The sequence below is a fragment of the Flavobacterium sp. CAU 1735 genome (assembly GCF_039888695.1).
Taxonomy (GTDB): domain Bacteria; phylum Bacteroidota; class Bacteroidia; order Flavobacteriales; family Flavobacteriaceae; genus Flavobacterium.
Genome location: NZ_JBDQQQ010000001.1, coordinates 888,305 through 910,175, shown reverse-complemented (window position 1 = coordinate 910,175; position 21,871 = coordinate 888,305). Strand labels below are relative to the sequence as shown.

Sequence of the window (21,871 nt, the reverse complement as noted above, 5' to 3'; positions counted from 1 at the left end):
GAGGACTTTTTTATTGCTGTATTTATCACACCTAATCACACACCTGACAGGTTTTGGAAACCTGTCAGGTGTTGCTAAGTATTTATATTAATCCAGACTTAGCGTAATCTGTCCGTCGTCGTCCAGCTGTACGCTTCCTTCTTCAAGCGAAACATTCTCTTCTTCTTTCACTTCGATTTCCTCCGGAATTTCTTCAACCGGTGGCTCATACGGTAAGGATTCGAGTAAGTTCACCTGTTTTAGCTTGTCGGTCGTTAGTTGATTCCCTAAGGCTTTGATTCCTTTTACGGCGATAAATTGTTCCAGATCGATGGTCTGATTCTCTTTTTGTACTCCTTTTACTTTCGCAAACACGATTTCAGCTACCGGTCGGTAGTCGGTCGAAACAATTTCCAATTGTGAATTCGGATGTTCGGAAATAAAAATCTCCTCTTTATTCTCGTTTTCAATCAGGAAACGTTTTATATAGTACCGTTCTTTTTCACCGTCGAAATAAATCGCGGAAATCGGTTTTTTAGGAATCCATTTTTCCAACACAACCATATCTTCTTCAAAATGGGTTGTCAATTCCGGTATAATGGTTTTTAGTTTTCCGGACTGGTTAATGATCAACAATCTGTCGTTTGGTCGGAATTCACCCAGTAATTCCCCTCTTCCGTCTACATTTAAACGTTGTACCGTATCGTCAAACCAAATACGGCGCGGCTTTAAGGTTGAAATTCCCTTCTCTTTTAACTCGATCTTTTTAATCGGATATTTGGTAACGGTATTTCCTTTACTCGCCCGTCCTTTAATGGCTAACGTAGCAAAATCAAGGTCGAATTTCAATTTTTTAACACTTCCAACCTGACGCAATAATACGGTTACCACTTCGGCTTCTCCGTTCGGATTGTGCGAAAAATAGAGCACCTGCGAACCTTTGGCTCCATTGGTCAGATCGTATAATTTGTCGCGGGTTACGCCCGAAACATTAAAGCGTTTTATATAAGACGGCCCTGATTTTCCGTCACGGTAAATCATATTGTATATCGTCCGTTTGTCGTTTTTATCAAAAACGGAAATATGGATAATATCTTTCCCAACGAATTTTTTATCGTCGACTTTGGTAATCATCATATTTCCATCGCGAAGGAAAACAATCACATCATCAATATCGGAGCAATCGCCAACGTATTCGTCTTTTTTAAGACTGGTACCTATAAATCCTTCTTCGCGGTTTACATATAATTTGGTGTTTCGCAAGACCACTTTAGTGGCTTCGATGGTGTCGAAACTACGCAGTTCCGTCTGACGCTCTCTTCCTTTTCCGTATTTTTCTTTTAAACGGGTAAAATAAGCAATCGCAAAATCGATCAGGTGTGCCAAATCGTGTTTTACCTGTTCAATTTCACCTTCCAGTGCGTCGATCTTTTCCTGTGCTTTTTCAATGTCGAATTTTGAAATACGCTTGATTCGAATCTCCGTCAGCCGAACGATATCTTCTTCGGTCACCGCTCGTTTCAGATGGGTTACGTGTGGTGCCAATCCTTTATCGATAGCCTTGATCACTCCTTCCCAGGTTTCTTCTTCCTCGATAAGGCGGTAAATTCTGTTTTCGATAAAGATTCGTTCCAACGACGCAAAATGCCATTGTTCTTCAAGTTCTTCCAACTGAATTTCCAATTCTCTTTTCAGCAAATCGACCGTCCGTGCCGTTGAAACACGTAACATATCGGAAACTCCTGTAAACAACGGTTTATTATCCTGAATCACACATCCTAACGGCGCCAGTGAGGTTTCACAACCGGTAAACGCATATAAGGCATCAATCATTTTATCCGGCGATACGCCCGGCGGAAGATGAATCAAAATTTCCACTTCGGCAGCGGTATTGTCCTCGATTTTCTTGATTTTGATTTTTCCTTTATCGTTGGCTTTTAGTATACTATCAATCAACGATGTGGTATTGGTCGAAAACGGAATCTGTGTAATCACAAGCGTTTGCTTGTCCAGTTGTGCTATTTTCGCGCGAACACGTACGCGTCCACCGCGCATACCGTCGTTATAGCCCGAAATATCAGCAATACCGGCGGTCGGAAAATCCGGATACAGGGTAAACGGTTTTCCTTTTAATATTTTAACCGATGCATCGATCAGTTCGTTAAAGTTGTGTGGTAATACTTTGGTCGAAAGTCCTACAGCAATTCCTTCTCCTCCCTGCGCCAAAAGCAACGGGAATTTAACCGGAAGGTTGATCGGTTCGTTCCGTCTTCCATCATACGAGGATTGCCAATGGGTAATTTTAGGCGAATAGAGTACTTCCAACGCAAATTTACTCAATCGTGCCTCGATATAACGGGAAGCCGCTGCTCCATCGCCGGTAAGTATATTACCCCAGTTTCCTTGCGTATCGATTAGCAACTCTTTCTGACCAATCTGCACCATCGCATCACCGATACTGGCGTCACCATGCGGATGGTACTGCATCGTATGTCCAACTACATTGGCTACTTTGTTATAGCGTCCGTCGTCCAGCTCTTTCATCGAGTGCATGATACGGCGCTGTACGGGTTTGAATCCGTCTTCAATAGCCGGAACCGCACGTTCCAGGATTACATAGGATGCATAATCCAGAAACCAGTCTTTATACATTCCGGTTACCTTGGTAATCGTATCATTACTGTCTGCCGACTCCTGATTTTCGTAAAAATGTTCGCCCTGAAACTGACCTTCTTCTATAGGATCTAAATTTTCTTCGTCCATTTATTTTTTTTCAGCAATTGAAATTTGAAATTCACTTTATTTATCTGCTACCACATCCAATTCCACTTTCAGGTTTTTGATGATAAACTCCTGACGGTCGGGTGTGTTTTTTCCCATATAGAATTCGAGTAAACGCTCGATCGAGGTTGCTTTGTCTAACATTACCGGATCCAAACGGATATCTTCTCCGATAAAATATTTAAACTCGTCCGGCGAAATCTCCCCTAATCCTTTGAATCGGGTTATTTCGGGTTTTGGTTTTAGTTTTTCTATGGCTGCTACCCGCTCCTCCTCGCTATAACAATAGATCGTCTCTTTTTTGTTTCGCACCCGGAATAATGGTGTTTGCAGTATGTATAAATGCCCTTCTTTGATCAGTTCGGGGAAAAATTGTAAAAAGAATGTGATCAATAACAGGCGGATGTGCATTCCGTCGACATCGGCATCGGTTGCGATTACAATGTTGTTGTAACGCAAATCGCCCATATCTTCTTCAATGTTTAAAGCAGCCTGCAACAGGTTAAACTCTTCGTTTTCGTATACGATCTTTTTCGTCATCCCGTAGGAATTTAACGGTTTCCCTCGTAAACTGAATACGGCCTGCGTGTTGACATCCCTGGATTTGGTAATCGATCCGGAAGCCGAGTCTCCCTCGGTAATAAACAGCGTACTTTCGAGGTAGCGCGCGTTTTTGATATCGGTTAAATGCACCCGGCAATCGCGTAGTTTACGGTTGTGCAAACTGGCTTTTTTAGCTCTTTCTTTGGCCAGTTTTCGGATACCGGACAGTTCTTTCCGCTCGCGTTCGGCCTGTAAAATTTTGCGCAGTAACGCATCGGCAATTTCCGGGTTTTTATGTAGGAAATTATCGAGTTTGTTTTTTACAAAATCGTTTACATAAGTTCGAACGGTTGGCATATCCGGTCCCATATCGGTTGATCCCAGTTTGGTTTTGGTCTGCGATTCGAAAACCGGCTCCTCTACTTTTACGGAAATGGCCGAAACAATGGATTTCCGAACATCGGATGCTTCAAAGTTTTTATTGTAAAATTCCTTTATCGTGCGGACAATTGCTTCCCGGAAAGCCCCTAAATGGGTTCCTCCCTGCGTGGTATTTTGTCCGTTGACAAACGAATAGTATTCTTCGGAATATTGTGTTTTGCTATGGGTTATGGCAACTTCGATATCCTCTCCTTTCAGGTGGATAATTGGATAGATCATGTCTTCTTCGGAAATATTTTCCTCCAACAAATCTTTTAATCCATTATCGGAATAAAACTTTTCGCCATTGTATACGATCGTAAGTCCGGTATTCAGATAGCAATAGTTTTTAAGCATTTTTACGATATACTCGTTACGGTATTTGTAATGCTTAAAAATGGTTTCGTCGGCTACAAAGCTAACCTTGGTTCCTTTGCGTTTTGTTGTTTCTACAACATCTTCTTCCAAGGTCAGATTACCACCGGAAAATTCGGCGGCTTTTTGTTGGTTGTCCCGAACGGATTCCACACGAAAATAGGTCGACAAGGCATTAACCGCCTTGGTTCCCACCCCGTTTAATCCGACCGATTTTTTAAATGCTTTGGAGTCGTACTTCCCTCCTGTGTTCATTTTGGAAACCACATCGATCACTTTTCCCAACGGGATTCCACGTCCGTAATCGCGAACGGTCACCATTTTGTCTTTTACCGTGACTTCAATGGTTTTTCCGGCGCCCATTACAAACTCGTCGATACAGTTATCCAGGACTTCTTTCAGAAGGATATAAATACCGTCGTCCGGCGAAGATCCGTCTCCAAGTTTCCCGATATACATTCCGGGACGCATACGGATATGTTCTTTCCAATCGAGTGAACGTATGTTGTCTTCGGTGTACTGATTTTGCTCTAGCATAAAGAAATTTCGGATTTTCTGCTAATATAACATTTCTACCGAAAAAATGAAAGTACGCCCGGATAAAGTTATCAAACGATTTCGGTAACTTTTTGATTATCTGATCATCAAAATAGCTGAAGTTTATATACCGTTAGCGACAATATAAAAATGGCGATACAAAATAAAATCGGTAGTAATGCCAGAATAATCCATAATGCTTTTGGTTTTAATTCTGTTGTCGAAATCATTTCCCGCGTCGTTGACACCGAGGCAAAAACCGACACAAACAACAAGGCCGCCGCCAGGTATTTCATCACGGTATAAATCACTTTTAACTCCGAATCGAACTGGAAGTCCTTTCCGACAAAATAGGCCAGAAAGCTGGCAAAAAAGAGCAAAAGCAGGTAGAGTGTATTTTTCTTTAGTTTCATTATTTTTCTTTTTCGTAATGGTAAAAAATTCCTTTGTCGTAAACCGTCCATAAACAGGCTTTTTGCTGTCCGGCTTTTAAGGCGTTATTCGCCCAGGTATTACAGGTATAAAACAGATTATAAGCCCCTTTTGCTTCATAAAAAGCATCGTTTTTACCGTAACTATGTCCCGTTATCCATTGTAATTTCCCGTCGGAATTTCGCTTAAAACTTCCAACTATATAGGCGGTTAACTGTTGGTATTCCGCTTTCGAAAGCAGCAGTTTCCGACAGTCGTTTCCTTCCTTGACTTTTCTGTAAAAAGTGGTGTGCATCGCCGACGATCCGAGTCCGGAAACAGCCTTAAAAGCCGTGCTTGCTTTTAAATCCGACCATTCGGGCGTATCGAGATAAAACCCTTTATCCCCCCATCCAAAAGCGATATAATTCACAATACTGTCTTGCGATCGGGTATGTTCGAAATGAATCTCCCGCGTCCAGTCGACGATAGCGTTTTTAACCGGAACAACGATATCCGTATGGACGCCATTCGTCATAATATAAACGGGAATTTCGGCTTGATCATGCGCTCTATCCGAATTAACGGAAATACTTGATAACAGCAGTACCGCCACAACATACACGATTACAAAAGCGAGGATTCCAAGCAGGAATCGGAATACAATTCGAAGGCTTTTTTGAACGATTTTCATACGGTTCGCTATTACGTTTTAAAAACCACTTCAAATTACAGGCCGCTTTTATCAGAATGCGAATTCCTTTACAACATCTTTTACCTGATTGTCATATAACGGATTGGATATCTGATCTTTATCTACATCAAAATTCTCATAAAAACTCGGTAATGAAAAAGTTGCTATGATGTTGGCACCGTATCGCGGCAGGTTGTTTTTTGCAATTTCCAAAACACTGGCACCACCTCGTCCGCCGGGCGATGTCGCCATCAATAATAATGGTTTATCCTGAAAAACATCTTTGTGTTTGCGTGAACACCAGTCGAAAATATTTTTAAACGCAACCGAATAATTCCCGTTGTTTTCGGCCAACGAAACGACCAGAATCTGAGCACTTCCTATTTTTTCCAAAAAATCGACAGCCTGCTTCGGATGTCCGATTTCCTTTTCCAGGTCGACACTGAAAACCGGTAAAGCATAATCGTTTAAATCCAGAACCTCGATATCGGCGTTTTCGAATAAATGCGCGACATAGGTTGCTAATTTCTTATTGATGGAGCTATGGCTGTTACTCCCGCCGAAAGCAATTATTTTCATAGGTTGTCGTTTTTTTGATATAGAAGTTAAAAGTAACAATAATGCCAGAAGTCCACAAAAAAAGGTGCTATAAAAACAGCACCTTATATATTATATCGGAATAAAAACTTATACGTTAAAACGGAAGTGCATTACATCACCGTCTTTTACAATATATTCTTTTCCTTCAACGCGTAATTTACCCGCTTCTTTTACTTTGGCTTCCGATCCAAAATTTACATAATCGTCATACGCGATTACTTCGGCACGGATAAATCCTTTTTCGAAATCCGTATGGATCACACCTGCTGCTTTTGGCGCCGTATCTCCGATATTGATCGTCCACGCACGTACTTCTTTTACACCCGCCGTAAAATACGTCTGTTGATTTAATAATTTATAAGCCGCACGGATTAGTACAGACGATCCCGGTTCTTTTAATCCTAAATCTTCCAAAAACATTTTACGCTCTTCATACGTCTCCAACTCGGTAATATCGGCTTCGGTTCCAACCGCCAAAACGATTACCTCAGCGTTTTCGTCTTTTACCAATTCGCGAACCTGATCCACATAGGCATTTCCGGTTGCTGCAGCACCTTCGTCAACATTACAAACATACAATACCGGTTTGGCCGTGATCAATTGAAAACCTTCCATCAAAACCTCTTCGTCGTTTGTTTGCGGTACAACGGTACGCGCTGATTTCGCTGCCAATAAGGCTTCGCGGATGCGGTTTAGCAATCCTTCTTCCACCTGTGCTTCTTTATTTCCTGTTTTAGCCGCTTTTTTTACTTTTTCAAGTCTTTTTTCAACGGTATCAAGATCTTTTAACTGTAATTCGATATCAATCGTCTCTTTATCGCGGATCGGGTTTACACTTCCGTCTACGTGAACAATGTTATCATTATCAAAACAACGCAATACGTGAATAATCGCATTACACTCGCGGATATTTCCTAAGAACTGGTTCCCCAATCCTTCTCCTTTACTCGCTCCTTTTACCAGACCAGCGATGTCTACGATATCTACAGTAGCCGGCTGTACGCGCTCCGGTTGTACCAGTTCTTCCAGTTTTTCCAATCGCGGATCCGGTACGTTTACCACTCCGATATTAGGTTCGATTGTACAAAACGGAAAGTTAGCACTTTGCGCTTTGGCATTTGACAAACAATTGAACAAGGTTGATTTTCCTACATTTGGTAATCCTACAATTCCGGCTTTCATAATGTGCGTTTTAAAAAGTCTGCAAATATATTGATTATTACCTAAAAGTCAACCTATTTCCTTTTGAACATTTGATCATCTAATTTTTAGATTTTTATAAAAATTTTAATACAATTTGTTTAATTTTTATGTCGCAATAGCTTATATTTGTTAAATAGTAACCTTAAAATAAAAAATAATATGAAAAAATCGATTTTAAGTTTGATATTACTAGCATTCTCTGCGTGCCTATACGCTCAGAATACCAATGTACAATCGGAAGTAAAAACAACGGTTCGTACTGTTAAAGATTCCGACGGAGAGCGCAAAATTGTAAAAACGGAAGAGCTGGATAAAGTTCAGGACGTTGAATTAAAAGATGCCAATTCCAAATCGTTAAACAAAGAAATGAAACTGGGACCAACTCAGGTGATGTCTAAAGTTCAGGTTACTGTAGACGGGGTAACCCGTTATGTAGATGTAGACCGTTCAGCATATTATAACTATAACGGTCAACGTTATCAGGTTATGCTGGATAAAGTAGGCTATGTTATCATGAATCCCGATACTAAAAAACAATTGGGTATTTTACGTGAAACATCCCTGACCAACCACTATATCATGAAAGCTAAAAATAAAATTTCATCCGGATATTTTGATGGGAACGGAAACCTGATCATGGAAACCTACGATCCGAAAACAGACACTATGATTATTGAAAAAGCCGAAATCATTCGGAATTAATACTCTCAAAAAAAGCAAAACCCTCTGAACATTCAGAGGGTTTTGTATTTTTATTCGTTATGTAAAAACGACTGTCGCTGTAAAAGCAACTCTTCGCTTTCCACATGATTATCGTCCGGAACACAACAGTCAACCGGACAAACGGCCGCACATTGTGGTTCTTCGTGAAACCCTTTACATTCGGTACATTTCCCGGGAACGATATAATAAATATCATCTGAAATCGGTGTCTGAGCTGCTTCCGCATCCATTTCCGTTCCGTCCGGAAGTACAATTTTTCCGGTTAGTTTTGTACCGTCTTTATAGCGCCAATCGTCGGCTCCTTCATAGATTGCAGTATTGGGGCATTCCGGTTCGCAAGCCCCGCAATTGATACATTCGTCTGTTATAATGATTGCCATAGCTAATTTTATTATTTTTGCACAAAATTACAATCAAAACCATTCATAAACAAATCAGACATGACACAAAGCGATAAAAAAGCAAGTTTTATTGAATTAGGCACCTTTTTAAGCCAATTCACCGCAAACGGCAACACGCCCAACCCGGCGGTAAAACACAACGATCGTTTTTATGACGCTTTTATCGACTTGATCAATCTGTCGCAATCCCATAACGGATGGTTTACACCTGAACAGGTTTATTTTGCGGTACAATCCTGGGCCGAAGCACTAACCAAAACCAATATGGATCAGTGGTTGTCCCGCTATGATTTTCCAGATAACCAACCCAAAACCGTAGGATTAATTCTGGCCGGAAATATCCCGTTGGTTGGATTTCACGATTTTTTATCTGTACTGATTTCCGGTCATAAAGTACTGGTAAAGACGTCATCCAACGATCAGAAATTATTACCGTTTCTGGCGCAATACCTGATTGCCGTTAATCCGGAACTGGAAGCCTATATCACCTTTACCGAAGGCAAACTGGAGCATTTCGACGCTGTAATCGCTACCGGAAGCAATAATACCGCACGCTATTTCGAATATTATTTTAAAGACAAACCGAATATCATCCGTAAAAACAGAAATTCCGTAGCCGTACTAAACGGAAACGAAACCAAAGAAGACCTGATCAATCTTGGTGAGGATATTTTCCGTTATTTTGGTTTGGGATGTCGTAACGTCTCAAAACTATTTCTGCCAAAAGGATATGATTTTAAATTGTTTTTTGAAGCCATGTTCGAATACGGCGACATCATCCACTACGAAAAATACGCCAATAACTACGATTATAACAAAGCGGTATTCCTGATGAGTCGGTTTGAACTGCTCGACAACGAGTTTCTGACACTGAAGGAAGATAGCAGCTATGCCTCGCCTATTTCGTCTGTTTTTTATGAATATTACAATTCGGCCGAAAACCTGAAATCCCGACTGGAAGCTGACAAAGACCAGTTGCAATGTATCGTTTCAAACGGTATCATTTCCGACAGTATTTCTTTCGGTCAGACCCAGAAACCAAAGCTTTGGGACTATGCCGATAACGTAGACACTATCGATTTCCTGATAAAGATCTAACTTTTAGCAATGTTTTTGTGATTAAGAGCATTTTTTTTAGGAAATTTACGCTCCTAAACACACTTCAATGCAACTAGAACACAAAGACAATGTTAGTCCTGTTTTAAAAGACGGGATTAAAAACTACCTCATTGATATCGATGGTACGATAACCGACGATATTCCAAACGAGGAACCGGAACGAATGGCCACTTGCCTTCCTTTTCCCGATGCGCTGGAAACCATCAACAAATGGTATGACGAAGGTCATATAATTTGCTTTTTTACCTCGCGAACCGAAGCACACCGTGAGGTTACCGAACAATGGCTCCAGCAACACGGCTTCCGGTATCACAGTATCCTGATGGGTAAACCGCGTGGCGGCAACTACCACTGGATCGACAATCATTTAGTTAAAGCAACCCGCTACAACGGTAAGTTCACCGATCTTGTGGATAAAGAGGTTGTAATTCAGGTTTTCAAAGATTAATACTACAAATGAAAAAACACAATTTCAGTGCAGGTCCCTGCATTTTACCACAAGAAGTATTTCAAAAAGCCTCCGAAGCCGTTTTAGATTTTAACGGTACCGGTTTATCCATATTAGAAATTTCACATCGCAGCAAAGAATTTGTCGCCGTAATGGAAGAAGCCCGTGCGTTGGCACTCGATCTTTTAGGACTTAGCGGAAAAGGCTATCACGCCGTATTTTTACAAGGTGGCGCCAGTATGGAATTCCTACGCGTTCCGTATAATCTGATGACCGTAAACGGCAAAGCGGCCTATCTCGACACCGGAACCTGGGCGAGCGGTGCGATTAAAGAAGCCAAAGCTTTTGGTGATACGCTGGTAGTCGCTTCCTCCAAACCGGAAAATTATAATCACATCCCGAAAACATTCGAAATTCCGGCCGATGCCGATTATTTTCACTGTACGAGCAACAATACGATATACGGTACGCAAATGAGTCAGTTTCCGGAAACGAATGTCCCACTGGTTTGCGATATGAGTTCCGATATCTTTTCCCGTACGCTGGATTTTTCAAAATTTGATCTGATTTATGCCGGAGCGCAAAAAAACATGGGGCCTGCCGGAACAACCTTAGTCGTGATCAAAGAAGGTTTGCTAAATAAAACCGGGCGAACCATTCCCAATATCCTAAACTACCAGCAACATATCGACAAAGAGAGTATGTACAACACACCGCCTGTTTTTGCGGTTTACACCTCTTTGCTAACGCTAAAATGGTTGCAAAATCTGGGCGGAATTCCGGCTATCGAAAAAGTAAACGAAGCCAAAGCCGCATTGTTATATAACGAAATCGACCGTAATCCGTTGTTTAAAGGAACGGCTGCGACAGAGGATCGTTCGAAAATGAATGCGACTTTTTTACTCGAAAACGAAGCCCATACAGCCCTTTTCGACAATTTATGGAAAAATGCCCGCGTATCCGGACTCAACGGGCACCGTTCTGTGGGTGGTTACCGCGCATCGATGTACAATGCTTTACCATTGGAAAGCGTACAGGTTTTAGTCGACGCCATGAAAGAATTAGAACGAATTGCCTAACGAATTTAATGACACCCAACATATGAAAGTATTAGCGAACGACGGTCTGTCTCAAAGCGGTATCAAGGCTTTGGAAGCAGGCGGTTTTGAAGTAATCACTACCAAAGTAGCCCAGGAACAGGTTGCCAATTATATCAACAAACATCAAATCGACGTAGTATTAGTGCGCAGTGCCACTAAAATACGAAAAGATATCATCGACAGTTGTCCGACCTTAAAAGTGATTGGTCGTGGCGGTGTTGGAATGGACAATATCGACGTGGCCTATGCCCGTGAAAAAGGATTACATGTGATCAATACACCAGCCGCCTCTTCCGAATCGGTGGCCGAACTTGTTTTTGCCCATCTGTTTTCCGGAGCGCGCTTTTTGCACGATGCCAATCGGAATATGCCTTTGGATGGCGATACGCAGTTTAACAGCCTGAAAAAAGCCTATGCCAACGGAATCGAATTACGCGGCAAAACGATCGGAATTATCGGTTTCGGACGTATTGGACGTGAAGTGGCCCGAATGGCCTTGGGATTGGGAATGAAAGTAATCGCAACCGATACCTATGTGGAAGAAGCGACCATTAAAGTCGATTTCTACAATGGTCAGTTTATCAATGTCGATATCGAAACGGAACCGATGGAAGATGTTTTACGTCATTCGGATTTTATCAGTCTACACGTTCCGGCTCAGGACGGTTACATTATCGGGAAAGCCGAATTTGATCTGATGAAACAGGATGTCGGCATTATCAATTGCGCCCGTGGCGGTGTGATCGACGAAGTGGCACTGATTGATGCTTTGGAAGATGAAAAAGTACTCTTTGCGGGGCTTGATGTTTTTGAAGAAGAACCCACACCGGCTATTCAGGTATTGATGAATCCGAAGATTTCACTAACGCCGCATATTGGAGCAGCCACACTGGAAGCACAGGAGCGCATCGGAATCGAACTGGCCGAACAGATTATCAGTTTATTAAAAAATGATGCTTAATACGAACAATTGTTTTTTTGCGTACATTTGATAAGCAACTCTAAATCAAACGCTATGCTCGAACAATTAACGCAATTAGTGCAGCAATACAGCGGTGATGCCATTGTTAAAAACGAGGCCATCCCGAACGAATTAAACCAGGACGTTATGCAACAAGCCGGAAGTTCCATCTTTACCGGGCTTCAGAAAATAGCTTCCGAAGGAAATATGGAGCAATTAGCCGGGCTGTTTCAGGGTAATAATGCCGTATCGGGTTCCAATCCGGTCGTACAACAATTATCCGAGCAACTTACCGGTGATCTGGGACAAAAATTCGGATTAAGCACGGAAACCGCATCGGGTGTGGCCGGCAGTTTGATTCCAAATGTATTAGGATCGTTGATCAATAAAGCAAAAGACCCGAACCAAAAAGGCTTTGATATTTCCGACATTGTAAGTGCTATTTCCGGTGGAAACGGTAGCTCCGGACTTATGGATGCCATTTCCAAATATGGCGGTCAATTTGGCCTGGATCAGAACAACGACGGAAAAGTAGACATGAGTGATGCCATGGCAGCCGTAACTAAAAAAGGCGGAATTGGCGGGATTTTTGGAAAACTTTTCGGAAGATAAAAACCATATCATTTTATAGAAAGCCGGGGAATCGCCCGGCTTTTTTTTGTTAAAAACAATGGTTATCCTACGCATTTTTAGTATTTTTATAGGAAAACAATCCTATGAAAAAGCTACTTTACCCCGGAATTTTGTTTTTCCTGATTGTTCTTTGGAGCTGTAATAGCCCCAGACCCGTTACCGCGGCTGATCGTGCCGAAATTGATCCGACAGCTACAACAAATGACACCATTCGTATCGCTAATGACGAACTACAATACGAGATTATCATTATCGATCCCGGTTTCAATTCCTGGTTAATCGCCAGAGCCAAACCAAGAGGTTTTTACGATCAGAATTATCTCGAAAGCCGGAATATTCAGTGGGTAACCGGATGGAATACCCACGTTACTGGTTTAAAGCCGGGACAGGAAAATTTATTTACCATGACCATCGATTATAACAGTGGCACCGATTATGGTTATGAAGTGAACTATTTACTCTATAATTATTTAGTCTATTTCCAATTAAAAAACAATATTCGCCTCGGAGGCTTTGCGCCGCGACCATAAAAATTGTATTTTTGAGCCTATTTCAAAAGCAATGGAAAAATTAAAACGACGTTGGGGCGTTTCTTCCAACTTCCAGTTAGTCATCATTTTTACCGTATTTGCCATAACCGGATCAACAGCTTCTTACCTGTCGAAACCGCTAGTGGAATGGCTTGGCATCACCAAAGACAACCTTACGCCGTGGCTCTATTGGCCCTTGCGAATTGTGATCATCCTTCCGGTGTATAAAGTACTTTTGGTGATTATCGGAACCATTTTCGGACAATTTACCTTTTTCTGGAATTTCGTAAAAAAAATGCTTCGTCATATGGGATTGGGATTCCTTTTTAAAAAGAAAGAGTAATTATAACAGCAAATAATAACACCTGACAGGTTTAAAAATCTGTCAGGTATATATATAAAAAAGAGGCTCTGATAAGCCTCTTCTCTCTTTTTTTTATATTCTATGTTCTTTTCGCTATTCCTGTTTTCGGATCACATACGTATAAATCCAAGTCAGGGTAAACGTTGGAATAAAATCCAGTCCCGGCATTAACTCTTCCACAAAGGCAAAAATACCACCTACCGTACCGATCGTCCCTTTATACATCCGCGCCAGAATAAAACCGGCTATCGGAGCCCAGGCAATGTCCAGAAACTCCCCTAAAAACGGAAGCAGGTAGGTCATACACCCGATCAGGTCGAAGAGTATGCTCAACATCAATTTCCGCTGTTTGTCTGCCGCGGCTGCTTTTACCTGAATTTCAGTCATTTTACTACTTTTTTAAGACTATATAACGCAAAATCAGTGCCAAAATTATTTGAGCATGGATTTATAGTTTTTACGCAGCTTGTCTAGTTTTGGATTGATCACCGCCATACAATACGGTTGTGATTTATTCTGATTGTAATAATCCTGATGGTAATCTTCGGCCGGATAAAAAGTTACCGCCTGACTTACTTTTGTCACCACATTTTTACCGTAAATATTTTGATCATTTAGAAGCTTGATAAAATTTTCAGCTGCTTTTTTCTGCGCTTCATCATGATAAAAGATTTCGCTGCGATATTGTGTTCCCACATCGGCACCCTGACGGTTTAAAGTCGTCGGGTCGTGTGTCGCAAAAAAGACTTCTAAAATATCCTCATAGGAAATCTGCCCCGGATCAAACGTGATCTCAATTGCTTCCGCATGACCGGTCGTTCCGGTACACACCTCTTTATACGTTGGATTTTTAACCGTTCCGCCCGTATAACCGGATACTACTTTTTTAACACCTTTTAATTCCAAAAACAGGGCTTCCGTACACCAAAAGCAACCTCCGGCCACAGTGGCCACTTGCAATCCTTTTTGTTCGTTCATTGTATTTATCGCTTTGTTTTTTTCGGCACTTATTTTTTTATCACTGGACTGGCACGACAACGCGCCAAGTGAAATGAGTAATACAAAAATACTTTTCATAGCTTTAGTTTTTATCAAAATTAATCAAATCCGAAAGGAGATATTTTGTTGTTAACGAAACTTTATATCTATACGGAATTATATCGGCTACGGATTTCATTTTACTCAAAATCTTCGTTTCTTTGTAGAAATTCACTAAAATGATACAGGCTAAGAATATTCATAAATATTACGACAAACTTCATGTGTTGAAAGGAGTTGATCTGCATATCCAAAAGGGCGAAATCGTTTCGATTGTGGGTGCCTCCGGAGCCGGAAAAACGACGCTATTGCAAATTCTGGGTACGCTGGACAAACCGACAGTGGAAAACGGCACTTCGTTGCTCATCAACAATGATGATATTCTGAAAATGAATGATAAAGCGTTGTCCAAATTCCGAAACCAGCAACTGGGTTTTATTTTTCAGTTCCACCAGCTTTTACCGGAGTTTACGGCACTTGAAAATGTTTGTATTCCCGCTTTTATCGCCGGTAAGGAGAAAAAGGAAGTCGAAGACGAAGCCATCAAATTATTGAATTATCTGGGTTTATACCATCGTATGCATCACAAACCGGGTGAACTTTCTGGCGGTGAACAACAACGTGTAGCCGTAGCCCGTTCACTGATCAACAAACCTGCTGTGATTTTTGCCGATGAACCGTCCGGGAATCTGGATACGCATTCGGCTGAAAACCTGCACCAGTTGTTTTTTAAATTACGGGACGAATTCGGACAAACATTTGTCATCGTAACCCATAACGAAGAATTGGCCAATATGGCCGATCGTAAGTTGGTTATGGTCGACGGACAAATTAGTAGACAACCACTATAATGAAAACCACACATCCGGAACTGGCACTCGACGAATTGCAATCGTTTTTAAACGAAAAGGTTGAATTATACAACCATCCCGATTTTATCGAATCCGATCCGATACAAATTCCGCATTTGTATTCGCAAAAAGAAGATATTGAAATTGCAGGTTTTCTAAGTGCGACGATTGCATGGGGAAACCGTAAGATGATTATCAAAAACGCACAGCGGATGATGGAGCTTATGGGCAATTCGCCTTACGATTTTGTAATGTCGCATACCGACGATCAGTTGGAACGGATGGAAAGTTTTGTACACCGGACGTTTAATGGTACCGATATGGTATTTTTTATCAAAAGCCTGCAAAACATCTACCACAATCATAACGGACTCGAAGCGGTGTTCGCACAACATCAGCAACCGGATTCCATGCAATCCGGAATTTCGGAATTTAAACGTGTCTTTTTTGAAATTGAACACCAAAATCGAACGCAAAAACATGTTTCCGATCCGGCAAATGGTTCGGCTGCCAAGCGGATCAATATGTTTCTGCGTTGGATGGCCCGAAAAGATAACAAAGGTGTGGATTTGGGAATCTGGAAATCGATTTCACCAGCCACCTTATCCTGTCCGCTGGATGTACATTCCGGGAATGTCGCCCGCAAACTCGGACTTTTAACCCGTAAACAAAACGACGGTAAAGCATTGGCCGAATTAGATAAAAAGCTACGCCTTATGGATCCGAATGATCCTGTAAAATACGACTTTGCACTGTTTGGACTGGGTGTTTTTGAAGGGTTTAAGTAGGATTTTAAATACCTCTTCATACCTCCGTTTTAAAAACCTGTCAGGTGTAGCAGATTCAAATTTTTAAGTACGTTTTTTAAATCCGTATTTTTAGAAATTCCGGAATAGTTTTTGAATCGAAAAAGCTATTCAAAGCATAATCCAAATCGCAATTATGGAAGACATTCACCACTATACCAACGCAAACGGAACCAAAATAACGATCGAGAAAACGAAATCCGATTACCTTCCGGACTATCTTTTTGAAACCTATTCCGAAAATGACACCATTATCCACAAAAAAAACTATATCAATGGCGAATTGTCAAATATTGCCTTTTATGCCTATTCAGAAGCGGACATCGATCGTCTTGTAAACGAACAAAACGGAACGGCATCCATTACTTTTATTTATACACAAAACGCCTATCAGGTCACTGAAGATTTAACATATACCGACCATATCCTAACCGACAAAAGGATTACGGTTACAGATGCGAATGCCAATATCATTTGTTATAAAAAATACGAACCGAAAGAGGGCGTGTTAACCTGTGTCCTTACCGATAAAAGTTACTACAAAGACAACGTCAATATTTATGATTTTGAGTATTATCCCGATAGTAGTTGTTTTATGATCACAAGCGTGCAAACCTATCAGGAAGATATTTTTGCCTGGGATATCGGAACCGATGCTACCGATTTTACCTGGAATGGTTTTGAATATTATCAAAATGCAGAACCTTTGGTTCCGGAAAAATAAAACAGTTATTACACCTGACAGGTTTTCAAAACCTGTCAGGTGTAGCAAGTAGCAAGACAACAAACCCCATCTCTAGGCCATTCGCTCCGATAATTCTAATACGTCATTATTTGGGTGTATCTTTAATTCACGCTCTAAACTCTAAACTTATATGCTATGACTACTACGACAAAAGACAAAGAGAATAAAATTCATCAGGGACGTAATCTCAAACGCTTTCGTGAAATGCTTGAAATAAAGCAAGAAGTCTTGGCATTTGAAATGGGCGAGGATTGGAATCAGCAAAAAATATCACTTTTGGAACAAAAAGAAACCATAGAGAAAGAAATACTACAAAGGCTTTCCGAAATTTTAAAGATTCCGATTAACGCTATCGAAAGTTTTGACGAAGAATCGGCAATCACTATTATTTCCAATACCGTAAACAATAGTGATACAGCTACTGGTAATTCACTGTACAATAATTATCCAACGTTTAATATCAATCCTGTTGAAAAATGGCTGGAAGCGCTCGATGAAAACAAAAAGCTTTATGAACGTTTATTGGAAACTGAAAAGCAATTGGTCGTGTCCGAAAAAGAAAAAGTGGCTTTACTCGAAAAGCTACTTGATAAATTAAATAGTTTGGAGAACTACATACCTGACGGGTTTTAAAAACCTGTCAGGTGTAGAAAGATGGCGTTTAAAGCAGCTTTAGCTAAAAAACGAAACTTATTATATCATTTTCAGAAATTTCTGACCAGACAAAAAAAGCCATAACACTACTAAAAATCAACAACTTAAATCACATTTCGCCTTGGTTTTAGAAAAATTTAACGTCAAGACCTCGTAAAATTTACTACCTTTGCCGCTCATCCTAAATCATTCGTTTGGAAGTATTTAAGTACTATTTAATTAACTTTATCGTACCTTTTTTGGTTATTTTCCTTATCGTGGTCATTCTTGTCACAATAAGCGATCGTATCGTGTATGAATACAGCAAACAATACCGTTTGACGGTACGCCAGAAAATTACCGCTTTCCTTACCGAATTGCTTTTTACCGATGCCGAAGATTACCAAAATCGTATCCGTGATTTTAAAAAACAGATTCCGTATGGCAGTATGTGGTGTAAGAGTATGGTTACCAGCTGTATTATCGAACTCAAACAAAACATTAAAGGAGAAGTTACTGCGCCTATCCTGGATATCTACAAGAGTTTCGGACTACCTAATTTTAGTGAAAAGTTGATCAACAGTCGTCGTTGGTATATTAAATGCAAAGGGATTTACCATTTCCAGGTACTCGAATACGAAGAAGGTGAAAGTCTGGTCAAAAAATACATGAATCATAAAAACAGGATTCTGCGTTCGAATGCTTTTATCGCGTTTATATCGTTAACCTCGAAAAAACTGGATTTTTTAAGTGATTATCCGTATGAGATTTCACTTATCGACGAATTAAAAGTAATGGACTTACTGCACCATAAAAAATTTCCGATTCCAAAAAACATCAAAGATTGGATCACCGCGCAAAACCCGTCGATCGTAAAACTTGGCATTCGTTTTATGGTGTATTACAATTATACAGTCGAAAAAGACACTTTATTATCGCTGTTACAATCGGATAATAAAATGATTCGAAAAGAGGTGATCATTGCCTTACAGGATCTCTTTCTTTTTGAAGCCGAACCGTTGTTAATCGATATGTTCGCGTCTGAGGAAATTGAAAATAAAATCGCTATTTTGCAAACACTGGCCGTTATCGGAAATCAACAATCTATTGCCTTTATCGATGATTATTTACACCGATCCGTTAATCCGGCGACCAAACTCGAAGCGGTACGAACGCTCGACACCCTCGATTCTTCCTATCTGAAATCCAATTTCAAAGAAGATTTCGAAATTATTAAAATTAAAAAACACGTTAAAAATCCTTACTTATGATTTCGAGATACTATTTGGAGGCTTTCGAAAGGTTCTACGAGACATTTGTAGCGATTTTCTCTTCCAGTTATATTTTATTCTATCTGTTTCTCGCCGTGCTTTCGTATCTGGCGATCAAAAAACACCTGAATGCCAAGTATTTTATCCATGATGATTTATTGGTAAAGTCCAATAATATGATCGGGGTTTCGGTAATCGCTCCGGCTTATAACGAGGGGGCGACTATTGTTTCCAACGTAAAATCCCTGCTTTCACTTACGTATCCGAATTTTGAAGTGATCATCGTAAATGACGGTAGTGTGGACGATACGCTCGAAAAACTAATCCGGGAATTTCAGCTGGTTCAGGTGGATTTCTATTACAAAGAAAAGATCAAAACGCGGAAAGTACGCGGACATTATAAATCAACCAACCCTATTTATGCCAAATTATTGGTGGTTGATAAAGAAAATGGAAAAAGTAAGGCCGATGCTTCCAATGCCGGAATCAATTCTGCCAAGCATCCGCTGTTCCTTTGTACGGATGTGGATTGCATTTTAAAAAAAGATACGATTATCAAGCTGGCCAAACCGTTTATGGAAAGCAAGCGGAAGGTAATTGCCACCGGAGCCGGAATCCGGATATCCAATTCCTGTGAGGTAAAGGATGGTTTTCTCGTAAAAGTCCACTTTCCAACCAATTGGTATGCGCGTTTTCAGGAACTGGAATATGTACGGGCGTTTCTTTTCGGACGAATGGCCTGGAGTCAGATTAACGGACTGTTACTGGTTTCCGGCGGATTGGGAATGTTCGATAAGGAAGTCGCCATTGCAGCCGGCGGTTACTGGCACAAATCGCTAGGCGAAGACATGGAGCTGATTACCCGGATGCGGAAGCATATGTACGATACCAAGCAGAAATTTTTGATCAAATATATTCCGGAATCGCTATGCTGGACCGAAGTTCCGGCCAATGCACAGGTTTTAATCCGACAACGAAGCCGTTGGGCAAGAGGACTCGTACAGACCTTATATATCCACCGAACGATGTTTTTTAATCCGAAATACGGTAAGACTGCCTTTTTAATCCTACCCTATTTCTTTTCGTTCGAATTTATGGTTCCGATTCTCGAATTACTAGGTGTTTTCTCATTACTGATCGGTTTTTATATACTGGATATTGATTATGTTTTTCTATTTTACGTTTCTTTATTCGTATATTTATTCTACCTGATCTTAACGTTGGTTTCGATATTTCTGGACGAGATTTTATATCGCAATTATGCCAATCTGAAAGAAATACTGATCCTGACCGGAATGGCGTTTATTGAGCCATTTGCGTATCATCCGGTAAATATATATGCCTCTCTAAAAGGATACTGGCAATTTTTCAGACAGAAAGAACAAAAATGGGGAGACATGCCCCGATTGGGTTTTAACAGCCAAAATAAAAAAGAAAATGAAACAGCATAATTATACCAAAATATTCCTTTTTGCTATAGTAGTATTGGCCTCAAACAGTATGCTAGGTCAAAAAATCAATACCGACAGTCTTCTAACCGAGGTGATCAAAGACATTAATATTCGAAAAAACTATCCGGAAGCGATCAAAAAAGCACATGTCGGAATAAAAGCCGCTCCGGATTATCTCGATTTTCAATTGTTTTTAGGTCGCGCTTACCAGCTTTCGGAAAGTATCGACAGTGCGCGCTATTATTATAAAAGAGTGGTTGAAAAGAATCCGAAATATGAGGATGCCTATATCTATTGGTCGCAATTGGAAGTTAATGCTAAAAATTATCCGGAAGCGACCAATGTAACCGATCAGGCGCTTGCTTTGTATCCGGAAAACAAGGCTTTTCATTTTAGAAAACTTGCGATTTACGAATTGCAAAAGGAAGACGATAAAGCCTACGATTATCTAAAAACAATGGACAAACAGTTCCCGAATGATACGGATATCAAACAGCGTTTGTTCCTGTTGGACAAAAAGAACAACAACGACCGTGTGGGTCTCAACTACAGTATTACGTTTTTCGACAGGAATGGCGTAGGCCCGTGGAATCTGGGAAGCGCACAATATATTCGCGAACGCAAATGGGGTTCATTGATCGCACGTGTGAATTATGCCAACCGTTTGTCTTTTAAAACATCGATTGCCAGCGGACTTCAGTATGAAGCCGAATCCTATTTCTTTACCGGGAAAAAAGCCTATTCGTATGTCGGAGCGGCTTATAGCGACGACTTGGTTTTCCCGAAATGGCGTGTGGGTTATTCCTTTTATTACAATTTTAACGACGGTTGGGAAGCTGATTTAGGTGGGCGTTATACCAAAACCGTAGACGAAAACCTTACCGCTGTTGTGGCTGGTGTCGGAAAGTATATTGGTTCCTACTGGCTTAACCTTCGTACGTTCCTGCAAAATCAGAATAGTAAGGTATATCCTGCTTTTACACTAACATCCCGTTATTATTTCGATTCCCGTTTTGATTATGCAACTGTGATAATGGGTTATGGAACTTCACCGGACGAACGATCGGTATTAGGTCAGTTGGAACAGCGAATCGCGATGAATTCCTACCGTATTGGTGCCGGTTACTACCGCGTATTGTGGAAAAATTATCTGGCCGGTATTCAGGTTAATTATAACAATCAGGAATACCTACCGGGTTTAAAACAGAACGAAACCGAACTTAACTTTAGCTTACATTATCGATTTTAGCCCTG

General features: G+C 40.7%; 24 protein-coding genes. 15 read left to right on the top strand and 9 right to left on the bottom strand.

Annotated elements, in window-relative coordinates:
- Nucleotides 1-87: 87 nt before the first annotated feature.
- From AAFN64_RS04240 to ychF, 6 genes are all read right to left on the bottom strand, one after another.
- Nucleotides 88-2,742 (bottom strand): DNA gyrase/topoisomerase IV subunit A, encoded by a 2,655-nt coding sequence (locus AAFN64_RS04240; RefSeq protein ID WP_300487332.1) that lies wholly within the window; start codon nucleotides 2,740-2,742, stop codon nucleotides 88-90.
- A gap of 36 nt (nucleotides 2,743-2,778) precedes the next feature.
- Nucleotides 2,779-4,635, bottom strand: a complete 1,857-nt coding sequence (locus tag AAFN64_RS04235) for a DNA topoisomerase IV subunit B (protein WP_300487329.1) — start codon at nucleotides 4,633-4,635, stop codon at nucleotides 2,779-2,781.
- A 107-nt stretch (nucleotides 4,636-4,742) separates the two neighbouring features.
- Complete coding sequence (locus AAFN64_RS04230; protein ID WP_347759385.1) at nucleotides 4,743-5,048, bottom strand: hypothetical protein; 306 nt, start codon at nucleotides 5,046-5,048, stop codon at nucleotides 4,743-4,745.
- Nucleotides 5,048-5,740, bottom strand: coding sequence for a TIGR02117 family protein (locus AAFN64_RS04225; RefSeq protein WP_347759384.1), 693 nt, complete (start codon nucleotides 5,738-5,740; stop codon nucleotides 5,048-5,050). The genes AAFN64_RS04230 and AAFN64_RS04225 overlap by 1 nt, the downstream gene beginning before the upstream one ends.
- 51 nt (nucleotides 5,741-5,791) lie before the next feature.
- Nucleotides 5,792-6,319 (bottom strand): NAD(P)H-dependent oxidoreductase, encoded by a 528-nt coding sequence (locus tag AAFN64_RS04220; RefSeq protein ID WP_300487321.1) that lies wholly within the window; start codon nucleotides 6,317-6,319, stop codon nucleotides 5,792-5,794.
- Between the two features lie 108 nt (nucleotides 6,320-6,427).
- Nucleotides 6,428-7,522: a redox-regulated ATPase YchF gene (gene ychF, locus AAFN64_RS04215; protein ID WP_347759383.1), complete on the bottom strand. Its 1,095-nt coding sequence runs from the start codon at nucleotides 7,520-7,522 to the stop codon at nucleotides 6,428-6,430.
- Nucleotides 7,523-7,702: 180 nt separating this feature from the next.
- On the opposite strand from ychF, the gene AAFN64_RS04210 reads away from it, so the two are divergent.
- A complete protein-coding gene (locus AAFN64_RS04210) occupies nucleotides 7,703-8,245 on the top strand; it encodes a hypothetical protein (RefSeq protein WP_300487317.1) in 543 nt (180 codons plus the stop codon).
- Nucleotides 8,246-8,295: 50 nt separating this feature from the next.
- Here AAFN64_RS04210 and AAFN64_RS04205 read toward each other — a convergent pair whose 3' ends face one another.
- Entirely contained in the window at nucleotides 8,296-8,646 is a 351-nt protein-coding gene (locus AAFN64_RS04205) for a 4Fe-4S dicluster domain-containing protein (protein WP_300487314.1), read from the bottom strand.
- Between the two features lie 60 nt (nucleotides 8,647-8,706).
- Between AAFN64_RS04205 and AAFN64_RS04200 the strand changes: the two genes are divergently transcribed.
- From AAFN64_RS04200 to AAFN64_RS04170, 7 genes are all read left to right on the top strand, one after another.
- Nucleotides 8,707-9,765: an acyl-CoA reductase gene (locus AAFN64_RS04200; RefSeq protein WP_347759382.1), complete on the top strand. Its 1,059-nt coding sequence runs from the start codon at nucleotides 8,707-8,709 to the stop codon at nucleotides 9,763-9,765.
- Nucleotides 9,766-9,832: 67 nt separating this feature from the next.
- The gene (locus tag AAFN64_RS04195; RefSeq protein ID WP_347759381.1) at nucleotides 9,833-10,234 is read left to right on the top strand and encodes a phosphoheptose isomerase; all 402 of its coding nucleotides are present in this window, start codon (nucleotides 9,833-9,835) and stop codon (nucleotides 10,232-10,234) included.
- Nucleotides 10,235-10,242: 8 nt separating this feature from the next.
- Nucleotides 10,243-11,313: a 3-phosphoserine/phosphohydroxythreonine transaminase gene (gene serC / locus AAFN64_RS04190; RefSeq protein ID WP_347759380.1), complete on the top strand. Its 1,071-nt coding sequence runs from the start codon at nucleotides 10,243-10,245 to the stop codon at nucleotides 11,311-11,313.
- Between the two features lie 22 nt (nucleotides 11,314-11,335).
- Nucleotides 11,336-12,295, top strand: a complete 960-nt coding sequence (locus tag AAFN64_RS04185) for a D-2-hydroxyacid dehydrogenase (RefSeq protein WP_300487302.1) — start codon at nucleotides 11,336-11,338, stop codon at nucleotides 12,293-12,295.
- Between the two features lie 54 nt (nucleotides 12,296-12,349).
- Complete coding sequence (locus tag AAFN64_RS04180; protein ID WP_347759379.1) at nucleotides 12,350-12,907, top strand: DUF937 domain-containing protein; 558 nt, start codon at nucleotides 12,350-12,352, stop codon at nucleotides 12,905-12,907.
- Nucleotides 12,908-13,011: 104 nt separating this feature from the next.
- A complete protein-coding gene (locus tag AAFN64_RS04175; protein ID WP_347759378.1) occupies nucleotides 13,012-13,458 on the top strand; it encodes a DUF6146 family protein in 447 nt (148 codons plus the stop codon).
- Nucleotides 13,459-13,489: 31 nt separating this feature from the next.
- Nucleotides 13,490-13,801: a DUF6787 family protein gene (locus AAFN64_RS04170; RefSeq protein ID WP_136402476.1), complete on the top strand. Its 312-nt coding sequence runs from the start codon at nucleotides 13,490-13,492 to the stop codon at nucleotides 13,799-13,801.
- Between the two features lie 114 nt (nucleotides 13,802-13,915).
- Here the strand turns inward: AAFN64_RS04170 and AAFN64_RS04165 are convergent, their stop codons facing one another.
- Together AAFN64_RS04165 and msrA are read right to left on the bottom strand one after the other, a co-directional pair.
- Nucleotides 13,916-14,209 carry a hypothetical protein gene (locus AAFN64_RS04165; RefSeq protein ID WP_300487289.1) on the bottom strand — a complete coding sequence of 98 codons (294 nt, stop codon included), beginning with the start codon at nucleotides 14,207-14,209 and terminating at the stop codon, nucleotides 13,916-13,918.
- A 45-nt stretch (nucleotides 14,210-14,254) separates the two neighbouring features.
- Nucleotides 14,255-14,899, bottom strand: a complete 645-nt coding sequence (gene msrA, locus AAFN64_RS04160) for a peptide-methionine (S)-S-oxide reductase MsrA (protein WP_300487286.1) — start codon at nucleotides 14,897-14,899, stop codon at nucleotides 14,255-14,257.
- 140 nt (nucleotides 14,900-15,039) lie between these two features.
- On the opposite strand from msrA, the gene AAFN64_RS04155 reads away from it, so the two are divergent.
- The 7 genes from AAFN64_RS04155 (at nucleotide 15,040) to AAFN64_RS04125 (ending at nucleotide 21,866) form a co-directional block, all read left to right on the top strand.
- Nucleotides 15,040-15,711 carry an ABC transporter ATP-binding protein gene (locus AAFN64_RS04155; protein ID WP_347759377.1) on the top strand — a complete coding sequence of 224 codons (672 nt, stop codon included), beginning with the start codon at nucleotides 15,040-15,042 and terminating at the stop codon, nucleotides 15,709-15,711.
- Nucleotides 15,712-15,731: 20 nt separating this feature from the next.
- Nucleotides 15,732-16,499 carry a TIGR02757 family protein gene (locus tag AAFN64_RS04150; RefSeq protein ID WP_347759896.1) on the top strand — a complete coding sequence of 256 codons (768 nt, stop codon included), beginning with the start codon at nucleotides 15,732-15,734 and terminating at the stop codon, nucleotides 16,497-16,499.
- Nucleotides 16,500-16,653: 154 nt separating this feature from the next.
- Nucleotides 16,654-17,241, top strand: coding sequence for a hypothetical protein (locus AAFN64_RS04145; RefSeq protein ID WP_347759376.1), 588 nt, complete (start codon nucleotides 16,654-16,656; stop codon nucleotides 17,239-17,241).
- A 156-nt stretch (nucleotides 17,242-17,397) separates the two neighbouring features.
- Nucleotides 17,398-17,895 carry a helix-turn-helix transcriptional regulator gene (locus AAFN64_RS04140; RefSeq protein ID WP_347759375.1) on the top strand — a complete coding sequence of 166 codons (498 nt, stop codon included), beginning with the start codon at nucleotides 17,398-17,400 and terminating at the stop codon, nucleotides 17,893-17,895.
- 215 nt (nucleotides 17,896-18,110) lie between these two features.
- Nucleotides 18,111-19,166, top strand: coding sequence for a HEAT repeat domain-containing protein (locus AAFN64_RS04135; protein ID WP_347759374.1), 1,056 nt, complete (start codon nucleotides 18,111-18,113; stop codon nucleotides 19,164-19,166).
- The gene (locus tag AAFN64_RS04130) at nucleotides 19,163-20,617 is read left to right on the top strand and encodes a glycosyltransferase (protein ID WP_300487271.1); all 1,455 of its coding nucleotides are present in this window, start codon (nucleotides 19,163-19,165) and stop codon (nucleotides 20,615-20,617) included. The genes AAFN64_RS04135 and AAFN64_RS04130 overlap by 4 nt, the downstream gene beginning before the upstream one ends.
- A complete protein-coding gene (locus AAFN64_RS04125; protein ID WP_347759373.1) occupies nucleotides 20,604-21,866 on the top strand; it encodes a YaiO family outer membrane beta-barrel protein in 1,263 nt (420 codons plus the stop codon). Before AAFN64_RS04130 ends, AAFN64_RS04125 begins: the two co-directional genes overlap by 14 nt.
- Nucleotides 21,867-21,871 lie beyond the last annotated feature (5 nt).